The sequence below is a fragment of the Mesorhizobium sp. M0626 genome (genome assembly GCF_040320665.1).
Classification (GTDB): Bacteria; Pseudomonadota; Alphaproteobacteria; order Rhizobiales; family Rhizobiaceae; genus Mesorhizobium.
In genome coordinates, this window is record NZ_JAMYQD010000004.1 from 267,817 (window position 1) to 279,130 (window position 11,314).

Consider the following 11,314-nt stretch of genomic DNA (forward strand, 5'->3'; position numbering starts at 1 on the left):
TTCAATCACTTTGTTCGGTGAGGGCGCGTATCCGCAGCACCCCGTGGTAGAGCGCCAGGTCCTCGTCGTAGCGGGCCTCGGCGAACTCCAGCGACAGGCGGGTCTGGTCGCGCGAGCCGGTGGCGAAAGCGGCGCCGTCAAGGCGCGCCCGGATGCTGTCCATAATCAGACGCGTCTCGGCCTCGCCTTGCGCCTTCGACCAGACATGCAGCGTGATGAGCTGGTCGTCATCATTGTCGGCGCCGGTGTCCAGATCGAATGCGCTGGTCCTGCCATAGGTCACATAAGGGAAGGCGGCACTGTCGGCCGCCTGCTCGCGCAACCCGGCGCCGCCGAGCAGCGCCGTCAGCGAGGCATCGCTCTTCAATCTCATGAACAAGGCTTGCAGCAAATCGCCGGGCGCCGTCATCGTCGTCTCCGTTCGCCTGTCACGCTTTGAACAACCTCAGTTTCGCGCGCAACCTAACCGCGTTGCACGGATTTCGCCAGATGACGATCCGCCTGATGGAAGGCGGCGAATCGGGCGGCATGGCCCTTTCACGGACCGGGTTCTATTTGGCATGCGGGGAGTTTCAAGAAGGGTGTTATGAGGAGCCCTGTTTTCTCCGGCAATTCGAGGTCATTTCATGCGAACGCCACCGCTGCTGCCGGCCTTTGGAAAGCTTGGCGTCAAGCCCCCGGTCGCGATTGCGGCAGCACCCGCCCTGTCGAAGAGGACCGTGGCCCTGCGCATGCGCGAGATACTTTCAATGCATGGCGGCCTGGCCTTGAAGCTGTCGGTGGCCTGGACAATCCTGATCCTGGCGGCGGCATTTTTCATGTCAAGGGCCTGATGCCGATATGGCAAACCGCTACGCGTTGCGCATGGACGAGCCCGAGAGCTGAACTATCTTCGACATCTTCACCGGCCAGCCTGTCGAGCTTAAGCAACAGGTAATGGTGGCCATGAATTTGCGCGATGCGGAAGCGATGGCCGACCGCCTGAACAGCCGGGACGTCAAGCGGCGGGCAAAAGCCGACCGCAAGTCCTGACGCACGCTGATCTCAGCCGCTCTGATGCAAGACGAACGCGCGCTAGCCGAAATCTGCGGCTGTGAGCACATAAATGCTCTTGCGGGTGCGGGCGTAGGCCTTGCTGGCAATGTCATGGATGGAGCTGGACGCGGTATCGAAGGCCGCCAGATAGGTGGCTTCCGCGGTCGCAGTCCCTGATGGCGCCTTCGAGAGGGCATCGGCGGCGACAGAGAAGGAAATCTGGAACATGCCGTCATGGCCGACAAAGCGGATGCGCTTGCCGGCCTCGTCATAGAAGCGGCTTGGATTGGGGAATGTCAGGCTCATGACGTGCCCCCCTTCGGCGCGGCGGCGGCTTTCTTGACGGTAGCCCGCTTCTTCTTCGGTGTCGGGTTCAAGGCTTCCGCGACGCGGTCGGCCTCTTCCTTGGCCAGGCGCAATTCCCTGAGCCTTGCTGTCTTGATCTCCCTGGCCCTCGCTTCGGACATGTAGTCGGAGGTTGCCTTGTTGCGCTCGGCCGTCTTCTTCTGCTTGTCCATGAAGCGGGCTTCAGCTTTTTCCATGATGCTCTGATTGCCTTCGGCCATCGCATAGATCTCCTCGTGCCTGAAATTGTGAAATCGAACTTACGATATAAATAGTCGCTTTGGCCTCGAAATTCAATTTTTCGAAATATCTAGGCGCCTCGCGACGTTTCGAACCCGGCAGACATCACAATACTTTTTAATATTTAATTTTGGCCACGAATAATTTTTGGCACTCCTATCTATCGAGTGCCAACACGCCTATAAGAACGGCGCGGTCGCCTATGCCGGCCCCAGAAAGAAGTTCTCATGAAGTTTCGGCCACTCCACGACCGCGTCGTCATCCGGCGCGCCGAAGGCGATACCAAATCCAAGGGCGGCATCATCATTCCCGACAATGCCAAGGAAAAGCCGCAGGAAGGCGAAGTCATCGCCGTTGGGCCGGGCGCACGCGACGAAAACGGCGCGCTTGTTCCGCTCGACGTCAAGGCCGGCGACTTCATCCTGTTCGGCAAATGGTCGGGCACCGAGGTCAAGATCGACGGCGAGGACCTGCTGATCATGAAGGAAGCCGACATTATGGGCGTCATCGACAAGAGCGAGACGGCCGCTATCGGCAAGAGCGGGACGGTCGTCACCGAGAAGAGCGTCAAAGCCAAGAAGGCTGCCTGACCGGCCTGGCTTTGCCAGGCTCCGGCGAGCCGCTTGCTTCACCACACCAACGGGATTGAAAAAAATGTCTGCCAAGGAAATCAAATTCGCCACCGACGCGCGCGACCGCATGCTGCGCGGCGTCGAGATCCTCACCAATGCGGTGAAGGTCACGCTCGGCCCCAAGGGCCGCAACGTCATCATCGACAAGGCCTATGGCGCGCCGCGCATCACCAAGGACGGTGTGACGGTGGCCAAGGAAATCGAGCTTGCTGACAAGTTCGAGAACATGGGCGCGCAGATGGTGCGCGAAGTGGCTTCGAAGACCAACGACCTCGCCGGTGACGGCACCACCACCGCCACGGTGCTGGCCGCATCGATCCTGCGCGAAGGCGCCAAGCTGGTTGCCGCGGGCATGAACCCGATGGACCTCAAGCGTGGCATCGACCAGGCTGTCGCCGCCGTGGTCAAGGACATCAAGGCGAAGGCCAAGAAGGTCAAGTCGTCGGCCGAGATCGCGCAGGTCGGCACCATCGCCGCCAATGGCGATGCCAGCGTCGGCGCCATGATCGCCAAGGCGATGGACAAGGTCGGCAATGACGGCGTCATCACCGTCGAGGAGGCCAAGACCGCCGACACCGAACTCGACGTCGTCGAAGGCATGCAGTTCGACCGCGGCTATCTCAGCCCCTATTTCGTCACCAATGCCGACAAGATGCGCGTCGAGCTGGAAGAGCCTTACGTGCTCATCCACGAGAAGAAGCTCGGCAATCTGCAGGCGATGCTGCCGATCCTCGAGGCGGTGGTGCAGAGCGGCAGGCCGCTGCTGATCATCTCGGAAGACGTCGAAGGCGAAGCACTGGCGACGCTGGTCGTCAACAAGCTGCGCGGCGGCCTCAAGGTCGCGGCCGTCAAGGCGCCGGGCTTCGGCGATCGCCGCAAGGCGATGCTGGAAGACATCGCCGTGCTGACATCGGGCCAGATGATTTCCGAGGATCTCGGCATCAAGCTCGAAAACGTCACCATCGAGATGCTTGGCCGCGCCAAGCGCGTACTGATCGAGAAGGACACCACCACGATCATCGACGGCGCCGGCACCAAGGCGACCATCCAGGCGCGCATCGCGCAGATCAAGGGCCAGATCGAGGAAACCACGTCCGACTATGACAAGGAGAAGCTGCAGGAGCGGCTGGCCAAGCTCGCCGGCGGCGTCGCCGTGATCCGCGTCGGCGGCGTCACCGAGTCTGAAGTGAAGGAAAAGAAGGACCGCATCGACGACGCGCTGAATGCGACGCGCGCGGCGGTGGAAGAAGGCATCGTGCCCGGCGGTGGCGTGGCGCTTCTACGCGCCAGATCGGCGCTGGCCGGGCTGACTGGCGCCAATGACGATGTGACGGCAGGCATTTCGATCGTGCTCAGGGCACTCGAAGCGCCGATCCGCCAGATCGCCGAGAATTCCGGTGTCGAAGGCTCGATCGTCGTCGGCAGGCTGTCCGACAGCAAGGACCACAATCAGGGCTTTGATGCCCAGAACGAGGTCTATGTCGACATGATCAAGGCGGGCATCGTCGATCCGGCGAAAGTGGTGCGCACCGCACTGCAGGATGCCGGCTCGATTGCAGCGCTTCTGATCACCGCCGAAGCGATGATCACCGACGTTCCGGCCAAGGATGCGGCGCCTGCGGGCGGCGGTGGCGGCATGGGCGGCTACTGACCATCGCCCGAAAATTGCCCGCCTGGGAATCTGGGCGGGCATAAATCAGAACAGGCTGCCGGGGACATTTCCCCGGCGAGCCAGGAATTTCCGTCAGTCAGTCAAGACCAGTCAGCAACGACAGGGAGATCGACAGATGATCACATTTGCCCCGAAGCCAAACGCTGTATCCGCGACCAAGCCGGCGGAGGAGAGCCGCTTCGATCGCATCCGCCGGATTGCCGCCGACAAGCACAGGCAGGCCGATGCCGGGCCGATTCGCCGCGAGCCGTCGAAGACCGGCGACAAGCGGCCGATGTGACGGCTGCCAACCTCACGACATCGGCAACGCTCCGCCCTCTTCGGTGCGGCGGGCAATGAACTCGTCGAGCACATCGGATGTGGCAACGGCCGACGCCGGCGGCTGGAAGTCGGCCAGCGTCCGCTTCCAGATGCCGGTGGCGCGTTCGGTGGCCGACTTCGAACCGGACTGCGTCCAGCTGCCGAAATTCGACCAGTCGGCGACCAGCGGCTCGTAGAAGGCGGTGCGGTAGCGCGTCATGGTGTGGCCGGCGGAGAAGAAATGCCCGCCCGGCTGGACTTCAGCGATCGCCTCGAAGCCGATCGAATCCTCGTCGCCGGGGGTCGTAGCGCAGAGTTCGGCAACCGTCTGCAATACCTCGATATCGGTGATCAGCTTCTCGTAGGAGACGCTGAGGCCACCCTCCAGCCAGCCGGCGGCATGGATGCAGACGGTGGCGCCGGCAAGCACCGAGCCCCACAGCGCGAACTGCGTCTCGTGCGCCGCCTGCACATCGGAAATGTTGGCCGCACTGCCGCCGCCGGACCGCCAAGGCAGGCCGGTGAAGCGGGCCAGCTGACCGGCGCCCAGCGTCGCCTTGACGTGCTCGGGCGTGCCGAAGGCCGGTGCGCCGGACTTCATGTCCACATTGGAGGAGAAGGATCCGTAAACCACCGGTGCGCCCGGCCGCACCATCTGCGCCAGCGCGAGACCAGCCAGCGCCTCGGCATGCTGCAGCGTCAATGCGCCGGCGACGGTGATCGGCGCCATGGCGCCGGCCAGGCAGAAGGGCGTGATGATGGACACCTGGCCGGCCTTGGCGAAGTCGATGATGCCCTGCGCCATCGGGATATCGAGCTGGCGCGGCGAATTGGTGTTGATGACGGCATAGCAATGGACGCCGGCAAGGAACTCGTCCTGCGAGAGGCCGCGCGCCAACCGGATCATCTCGAACCCGTCCTCGACCTGCGGCGTGCCACGGGCGAAGACGAAGGGAAACTTGTCCGACAGGGTCAGCTGCGCACGGTTGACGGCATAGTGGCGCAAACGGTTGTCGACATCCTGAGGCTCGATCCAGGGGCCGAGCATATGCAGCACGTCGAAATTCTGAACAAGCTTGGTCAGTTCTTCGAAAGCGGCGAGCGTGCCCGGACGCCGTCCGCGTTCGAGATCGGTGACGTTGGGCGCCCCGGCTCCGGCGAGGAACGTCATCGAGCCGAGCTCCAGCATGAGATCGCGGCTACGGTTGCCCGCCAGCGCCCGGATGGATTTCGGCGCCGAGGCCAGTGCCGCAGTGACAATATCGCGGCCGATGCGCACCATCCGGCTGTCCTCGTCGACCAGCGCACCGGCTTTGGCGTAGATCGCCCGTGCCTCCGGCAGCAGCACCTTGATGCCGAGCTCTTCCAGCACGCGCAACGCCGTGCCGTGGATGGCCGCGACCTGGTCGTCCGAAAACACCGGCTGCGGCAGGAACGGGTTCTTGAGCGAGCGATAGTTCGGGTGGCGGCTTGGCCCGCTGCCGGCCTCACCGGTGTGCCCGCGCCGGCGCTCGCGCCTGGTCTCCCTTATGATGTCATCGACCATGGCCAAAACTCCTCATTGCCGCATCGCCTGCCCTCGGGGTCGTATGGGAAGGCCGGAATAATTCGCGCCGGCCGCTCGACGCCGACAATGTGCACCGAAAGCGCGGTCCCCTCCCCGGCGAATTCGTCGCCCAGCAACGTCAGCGCGACGCTTTTGCCTATTGTGTAGCCATAGCCGGCTGAGGCGACGAAGCCGACGCGCCGGCCCTTGTGCCAGACTGGCTCGAAGCCACTGGCGTCGGCATCGACGGCGTCGACCTCCAGCGTCACGATCCGGGCGGCGCTCAACAAACCGTGCGGTGTGGCCTGGCAGCCCTTGTGAGCCGGGCTGAAATGGATGAATAGTCTTGGCCGGGTATGCCCGCCCTGAAATTGCCCGCTTGCGGTTCTCAGGTGGGTTGGGTGAGTTTCGGGAATGGCCAGTCCTTTAGAACGACGTCCAAGACGAAGAGGTCCGATCGCCGCCGCATTGCTGGCGGTGGACGCGTGGATCGATTCCTCGCTCTACGAAATCGGCTTCAAGGCCGGCCAGTTCTGGGAATCGGCAACCATTTTTTCGCGGCGCTTCCGAGTCACCGGCTGGCGACGCGGCATCATCGAGGTGCTGAGCGAAGGTTTTACGATGGGCGCCGGCGGCGTCGTCGTGCTGCTCGCACTCGCGATGCCGGCCTTCCAGATCACCACCGGCGACTGGCGCAGTCAGGGCGATTTCGCCGTCACCTTCCTCGACCGCTACGGCAACGAGATTGGCCAGCGCGGCATCATCCAGCGCGATTCCGTGCCTGTCGACGAGATGCCGGACCATGTCATCAAAGCGGTGCTGGCGACCGAGGACCGGCGCTTCTTCGAGCACTACGGCATCGACGTGCTCGGCCTGTCGCGCGCCATCTTCGAGAATGTGCGGGCCAATTCCGTCGTCCAGGGCGGCTCCAGCATCACCCAGCAGCTGGCCAAGAACCTGTTCCTGTCGAATGAGCGTACCTTCCAGCGCAAGATCAAGGAAGCCTTCCTGTCGCTGTGGCTGGAGGCCAATCTGTCGAAGAAGGAGATCCTGCAGCTCTATCTCGACCGCGCCTATATGGGCGGCGGCACGTTCGGCATCGAGGCGGCGGCGGATTTCTATTTCGGCAAGAGCGTCAAGGATCTGAACCTCGCCGAGGCGGCGATGCTGGCCGGCCTGTTCAAGGCGCCGACCAAATACGCCCCGCACATCAACCTGCCCGCTGCCCGCGCTCGCGCCAATGTGGTGCTGTCGAACCTCGTCGATTCCGGTTTCATGACCGAAGGCCAGGTGCTGCAGGCAAGGCTGCATCCAGCCGAGATCGTCGACCGCGGCGAGCAGAAGAGCCCGGATTATTACCTCGACTGGGCCTTCGATGAGGTCAAGAAAATCGCCAAGCCCGGCCAGCATTCGCTGGTCGCCCACACCACTTTCGACGCCAACATCCAGAAAGCGGCGGAGGAATCCGTCGAATTCCATCTCCGCCAGTTCGGCAAGGAATACAACGTCACCGAGGGCGCCGTTGTAGTGATCGAGACCAATGGCGCGGTACGCGCCATTGTCGGCGGCCGCGACTATGGCGCAAGCCAGTTCAACCGCGCCACCAAGGCGCTGCGCCAGACCGGCTCCTCGTTCAAACCTTACGTCTACGCCACCGCCATGGAGCACGGGTTCACCCCGGACTCCGTCGTCTCAGGCGGGCCGATCAGCTGGGGCGGCTGGTCACCGCACAATTACAATGGCGGCTCGGCCGGCAATGTGACGCTGATCACGGCGATCGCCAAATCGATCAACACCGTGCCGGTACGGCTGGCCAAGGACTATCTCGGCATCGGCCCGATCAAGGCGATGGCCGAATCATTCGGCGTGGAATCGCCGCTGGAGTCGCACAAGACCATGGTGCTCGGCACATCGGGCATGACGGTCATGGACCAGGCGACGGGCTACAGCGTGTTCGCGCAGAACGGCTTCGCCGGCTCGCGGCACGGCATCACCCAGCTCGTCACCCGCACCGGCGATGTCGTCTACGACTTTGCCAAGGATGCGCCGGCGCCGCATCGGGTTCTGTCGGAACAGGCTTTGAAATACATGAACACCATGCTGGCTGCGGTGCCGGCGATCGGCACCGCGCGGCGCGCGCAGCTGCCCAACATCGTCGTCGCTGGCAAGACGGGGACGACGCAATCCTACCGCGACGCCTGGTTCGTCGGCTTCACCGGCAATTACACGGCTGCCGTCTGGCTCGGCAATGACGACTTCACCCCGACCCGCAACATGACCGGCGGCACGCTGCCGGCGATGGTGTGGCAGCGGCTGATGGTCTACGCGCACCAGAATATCGACCTGAAGCCGATCCCCGGCCTAGACAAGCCCTTCGTCGACGAAGAGATCGCGGCCAAAGCCGAGGAAGCGGAGAAGAAAAACGCCGATCAGGCAGCCGCCGATGCCGCGGCCGAGCGCCCGGCGGTGTTGTCCAGCCGCACGACACAGACGCTGCGCGAGATGACCAAGGTGTTCCAGACAGCGCCCGTGCTCGGCTCGCCGCAGACACCGGAGACCCTGTCGGCGCTTTGATTCCACAGCGCTGCTTGCTCTGTGGCCTGCCCCGCTATATCCCCGAACGATAATTCTCTCGTCCCGGTTCTTCATGCTCAAGACCGCCTTTTTCACGCTGCTTTCGCTTGCCATAGCCATCGGCCTCGGCGGCGGCAGCGTCTGGTATGCGCTGCAGGCGCAGAGCGGCGTCGGCGCGATCAGCATCGGCCAATGGACCGCCTTCCCCGAGATCGGCACGCAAGATGCCGACCCCTATTCGAAGGCGCGCGTGGCGCGCGAGGGCGTGCTGGCGCTCGGCAAGGCGGAAGGCTTGTCCTTCATCGCCGAACGCGATGCGGCCGGCGATGAGCTTCAGCGGCAATGCGACTACAGGATCGAAGGCAGTTTCCCGACCGCCCGGTTCTGGACGCTCTATGCCGCGGATCAATCGCTCGGCGTGGTCGACACCGGCAAGCCGAGGCTGGCGGCGCTGCAATCCTACCAGGTGCTGCGTCAACCCGACAATTCGGTGATCATCGCCGTCGGCAACCGTCCGGCCCCCGGCAACTGGCTTCTGACCGAAGGTTTTGGCCGGATGTATTTCGTGCTCACCTTCTACGACACGCCGATTGCCTCAAGCACCGGCCTTTCCGACGTGTCGCTGCCCCGGATCGTCAAGGCTGGCTGCAATGCGTAGGTTGCTGCACGCCATCCTGCTCGGCCTGCTCGGCGCCGGCATCGTCCACATCGTGGTGCTTTTGCTGGTGCCGGAATTTACCGAGCGCGATGCCTGGTCACGGCTGGCGATGGCGTCCGACCTCTACAAGATGACCAGGCTGGATGCCGAGGCGGGCGGCGCGCCGGTGGTGAAGTCGGTGGATCCGCTGTTTTACGCCGCCGCCTGCCGCTTCGACCTTGCCGAAGGCGTGGTGCGGATCAAGGCGCCGGGCAGCGTGCCGTTCTGGTCGGTGTCGGTCTATGACCGCAACGGCCACAATTTCTATTCATTCAACGACCGCACGGCGACCGGCAACAAGCTGGACACCGTGGTGCTGACGCCGGCACAGATGATCGACGTGCGCAGGGAGCTTCCCGAAGACCTGCAAGGGGCGATCTTCGTCGAGGCGCCGATCGAGGAAGGCATCTTCGTCATCCGCGCCTTCGTGCCTGACGACAGCTGGAAGCCGGTTGTGTCGCAGTTCCTGGACCAGAGCTCCTGCGAACTGCAGGACTACTGACCTCACCCCGACGACCAGCAAATTCAGTGGTGCGGAACAGGCGTCCGTGGTGTGCCCGGCTGGTCCGCCGGTCGCGCCTGGCCCGCCAATGGCGGATGCTCGTAGCGGACGCCGGGAAAAATGATCACCGCCGCCGGCGTACCGGTGTCCTGAACTGCTCGATTGACTGGTGCCGATCGCGGCACGAAAGACAGTACCATGCCCATGGTTCGCGTATTCCTCTCGGTTGCCCCGGAGCACAACGCAACGCCTCCAAATGTGATTAAGGCCGGCAGAGGGTTAACGGAGCGCTAACGGATCGCGGCTAATTTGATGTTTGTTCCAGGCCTTGCGCGAAACCGACACAGTTGCGGTTGAGCATGGTCCGGGTTGTGTCGAGTGTCGGGCGTATCTTCCGTGTCAGCTTCGGATTTCAGGCAAATCGCCATACGGACGGAATCGGGAAAAGCCGAAAGGCTGTTTCGCGCCGCCGTGTCGGCGTTCTGCTCGCTGACCCGCCCGTCGCGCCGCGAGATCGCCCAGCTCGAGGATCTGACGCTGCCGCTGTTCGACAGCGTGCCGGTCGAATCGCGCCGCTATGTCGCCGCCGCCCTGTCCGAATGCGAATATGCGCCGGCCGCCCTGGTGCGGCGGCTTTGCGAGGAGCCGGTCGATGTCTGCGCGCCCTTGCTCGTCCGTTCGCGGGCGCTGGGCGACATCGACCTGATCGCGTTGATCGGCCGCCACGGCCTGCCGCATGCGCGCGCCATTGCCCGCCGCAAGGATTTGAACCCGACCATCGCGCAGTTGATCAAGGCGCTGGAAAAGCCGACCCTGGTGCGCGTGCGGCAGCCCGAGCCGATCGCCGACGTGGCGGGCGCCGACGCCGAAGCCGCTGCCGCCGCTCCCAGCGCACCAAAACTGCCCGGCAGCGCCGCCGAAACCGCCAGGCGCCGCCTGCGCTCGATGATGCTCGCCGAGGGCGAGGCGACATCGGTCAATCCCTTCGTCGGCTCAGCAACTTACAGCAAGCTGCGCGAGACGGCGCTGACCGGCAACGCCGCCTTCTTCCAGACCGCGCTTGCCGACGCGCTCGATATCGACTTCTCGACGGCGCGGTCGCTGACCGAGCATTCGAGCTATGTCTCGCTGCTCGCCGCGCTGCGGGCGCTCGACCTCAGTGAGGACAGGGCATTCCTGATCGTGGTCGCGGTTTACCCCCGGGAGTTTCCGCACCCGCAGGCGATCCGCATCTTCCTCGACCGCTACCGGCTGCTGCACCACGAGGCGGCGCTCGACAAGGTGCGCGGCTGGAAGGCCGAAACATTGTCGCGAGCGGTGCGCGGCAACACCCCTGTCGCCGCGAATGGCGACCAAGCGCCGGACGTCGACAAAGCCAGCCTAGGGGCCAGCCTCAAGGCGTCTTGACGGAGAGAAGCTCCTCGACGGAAACCGTTCCGGCCTCGATCTCGACCACCCAGATGTCGGGATCGAATTTTTTCTCCCGCTCAAGCCTGGCGTCAAGCGCGGCGGCATCGTCGCCGGCGCCGAGCAGCGTGAAAAAGCGATCATCCGGTTTGTCCGAATCGTAGCTCGTCTGCGGCGCCGGGCCGAACAGGGAGACGTCGCCCAGCCTGCCGCGGGAGAGCACGAAGACAGCGCCGGCCTCGGTCGCGCCGCGCTTGACGACGGCCGCAAAGCCGCCGGCGCCGAAAACACGGCGCAGCAGGGCCGACACCCAAAACTCGGTGGTTACGCGCATGACGAGGCTCCGGAGGACATGCGCGGCGTC

Annotated in this window: 14 protein-coding genes; 8 read left to right on the forward strand and 6 right to left on the reverse strand. The window is 64.0% G+C overall.

Annotated features, from left to right (window positions below):
- Position 1: 1 nt before the first annotated feature.
- Entirely contained in the window at positions 2–409 is a 408-nt protein-coding gene (locus NKI37_RS06905) for a DUF3168 domain-containing protein (protein ID WP_023670173.1), read from the reverse strand.
- A gap of 217 nt (positions 410–626) precedes the next feature.
- Here NKI37_RS06905 and NKI37_RS06910 point away from each other — a divergent pair, with 217 nt between their 5' ends.
- Positions 627–833 (forward strand): hypothetical protein, encoded by a 207-nt coding sequence (locus tag NKI37_RS06910; protein WP_352788109.1) that lies wholly within the window; start codon positions 627–629, stop codon positions 831–833.
- 241 nt (positions 834–1,074) lie between these two features.
- On the opposite strand, the gene NKI37_RS06915 is transcribed toward NKI37_RS06910, so the two are convergent.
- Entirely contained in the window at positions 1,075–1,341 is a 267-nt protein-coding gene (locus NKI37_RS06915; RefSeq protein ID WP_023670170.1) for a DUF1488 family protein, read from the reverse strand.
- On the reverse strand, positions 1,338–1,601 hold the full coding sequence (locus NKI37_RS06920) for a hypothetical protein (RefSeq protein ID WP_023670169.1): 264 nt from the start codon (positions 1,599–1,601) through the stop codon (positions 1,338–1,340). Before NKI37_RS06920 ends, NKI37_RS06915 begins: the two co-directional genes overlap by 4 nt.
- 246 nt (positions 1,602–1,847) lie before the next feature.
- Here NKI37_RS06920 and NKI37_RS06925 point away from each other — a divergent pair, with 246 nt between their 5' ends.
- The 3 genes from NKI37_RS06925 to NKI37_RS06935 all read left to right on the forward strand — a co-directional run bounded on the left by NKI37_RS06925 (position 1,848) and on the right by NKI37_RS06935 (position 4,204).
- Positions 1,848–2,210 (forward strand): co-chaperone GroES, encoded by a 363-nt coding sequence (locus NKI37_RS06925; protein ID WP_023816453.1) that lies wholly within the window; start codon positions 1,848–1,850, stop codon positions 2,208–2,210.
- A gap of 64 nt (positions 2,211–2,274) precedes the next feature.
- Positions 2,275–3,903: a chaperonin GroEL gene (groL, locus tag NKI37_RS06930; RefSeq protein ID WP_023684537.1), complete on the forward strand. Its 1,629-nt coding sequence runs from the start codon at positions 2,275–2,277 to the stop codon at positions 3,901–3,903.
- Positions 3,904–4,039: 136 nt separating this feature from the next.
- A complete protein-coding gene (locus NKI37_RS06935; protein WP_023705441.1) occupies positions 4,040–4,204 on the forward strand; it encodes a hypothetical protein in 165 nt (54 codons plus the stop codon).
- A gap of 12 nt (positions 4,205–4,216) precedes the next feature.
- On the opposite strand, the gene NKI37_RS06940 is transcribed toward NKI37_RS06935, so the two are convergent.
- Complete coding sequence (locus NKI37_RS06940; RefSeq protein ID WP_352788107.1) at positions 4,217–5,770, reverse strand: trimethylamine methyltransferase family protein; 1,554 nt, start codon at positions 5,768–5,770, stop codon at positions 4,217–4,219.
- Positions 5,752–6,057: a glycine cleavage T C-terminal barrel domain-containing protein gene (locus NKI37_RS06945; protein ID WP_352788105.1), complete on the reverse strand. Its 306-nt coding sequence runs from the start codon at positions 6,055–6,057 to the stop codon at positions 5,752–5,754. Before NKI37_RS06945 ends, NKI37_RS06940 begins: the two co-directional genes overlap by 19 nt.
- 127 nt (positions 6,058–6,184) lie before the next feature.
- On the opposite strand from NKI37_RS06945, the gene NKI37_RS06950 reads away from it, so the two are divergent.
- From NKI37_RS06950 to NKI37_RS06965, 4 genes are all read left to right on the forward strand, one after another.
- Positions 6,185–8,344 carry a transglycosylase domain-containing protein gene (locus NKI37_RS06950; protein ID WP_023687235.1) on the forward strand — a complete coding sequence of 720 codons (2,160 nt, stop codon included), beginning with the start codon at positions 6,185–6,187 and terminating at the stop codon, positions 8,342–8,344.
- 73 nt (positions 8,345–8,417) lie between these two features.
- Positions 8,418–9,002, forward strand: a complete 585-nt coding sequence (locus tag NKI37_RS06955) for a DUF1214 domain-containing protein (protein ID WP_023670163.1) — start codon at positions 8,418–8,420, stop codon at positions 9,000–9,002.
- A complete protein-coding gene (locus NKI37_RS06960) occupies positions 8,995–9,543 on the forward strand; it encodes a DUF1254 domain-containing protein (protein ID WP_023735535.1) in 549 nt (182 codons plus the stop codon). Before NKI37_RS06955 ends, NKI37_RS06960 begins: the two co-directional genes overlap by 8 nt.
- A 396-nt stretch (positions 9,544–9,939) precedes the next feature.
- Positions 9,940–10,950 carry a DUF2336 domain-containing protein gene (locus tag NKI37_RS06965; protein WP_023708427.1) on the forward strand — a complete coding sequence of 337 codons (1,011 nt, stop codon included), beginning with the start codon at positions 9,940–9,942 and terminating at the stop codon, positions 10,948–10,950.
- Here the strand turns inward: NKI37_RS06965 and NKI37_RS06970 are convergent.
- Positions 10,937–11,284 carry a DUF1491 family protein gene (locus NKI37_RS06970; RefSeq protein WP_023698568.1) on the reverse strand — a complete coding sequence of 116 codons (348 nt, stop codon included), beginning with the start codon at positions 11,282–11,284 and terminating at the stop codon, positions 10,937–10,939. The genes NKI37_RS06965 and NKI37_RS06970 overlap by 14 nt on opposite strands.
- Positions 11,285–11,314: the final 30 nt, after the last annotated feature.

Excerpts from the sequence above, each read along its gene's own strand:
- NKI37_RS06920 (WP_023670169.1), bottom strand. The coding sequence starts at position 1,601 with ATGGCCGAAGGCAATCAGAGCATCATGGAAAAAGCTGAAGCCCGCTTC.
- NKI37_RS06915 (WP_023670170.1), bottom strand. The coding sequence starts at position 1,341 with ATGAGCCTGACATTCCCCAATCCAAGCCGCTTCTATGACGAGGCCGGC.
- groL (WP_023684537.1), top strand. The coding sequence starts at position 2,275 with ATGTCTGCCAAGGAAATCAAATTCGCCACCGACGCGCGCGACCGCATG.
- NKI37_RS06925 (WP_023816453.1), top strand. The coding sequence starts at position 1,848 with ATGAAGTTTCGGCCACTCCACGACCGCGTCGTCATCCGGCGCGCCGAA.
- NKI37_RS06940 (WP_352788107.1), bottom strand. The coding sequence starts at position 5,770 with ATGGTCGATGACATCATAAGGGAGACCAGGCGCGAGCGCCGGCGCGGG.
- NKI37_RS06960 (WP_023735535.1), top strand. The coding sequence starts at position 8,995 with ATGCGTAGGTTGCTGCACGCCATCCTGCTCGGCCTGCTCGGCGCCGGC.
- NKI37_RS06905 (WP_023670173.1), bottom strand. The coding sequence starts at position 409 with ATGACGGCGCCCGGCGATTTGCTGCAAGCCTTGTTCATGAGATTGAAG.
- NKI37_RS06950 (WP_023687235.1), top strand. The coding sequence starts at position 6,185 with ATGGCCAGTCCTTTAGAACGACGTCCAAGACGAAGAGGTCCGATCGCC.
- NKI37_RS06935 (WP_023705441.1), top strand. The coding sequence starts at position 4,040 with ATGATCACATTTGCCCCGAAGCCAAACGCTGTATCCGCGACCAAGCCG.
- NKI37_RS06970 (WP_023698568.1), bottom strand. The coding sequence starts at position 11,284 with ATGCGCGTAACCACCGAGTTTTGGGTGTCGGCCCTGCTGCGCCGTGTT.
- NKI37_RS06955 (WP_023670163.1), top strand. The coding sequence starts at position 8,418 with ATGCTCAAGACCGCCTTTTTCACGCTGCTTTCGCTTGCCATAGCCATC.
- NKI37_RS06910 (WP_352788109.1), top strand. The coding sequence starts at position 627 with ATGCGAACGCCACCGCTGCTGCCGGCCTTTGGAAAGCTTGGCGTCAAG.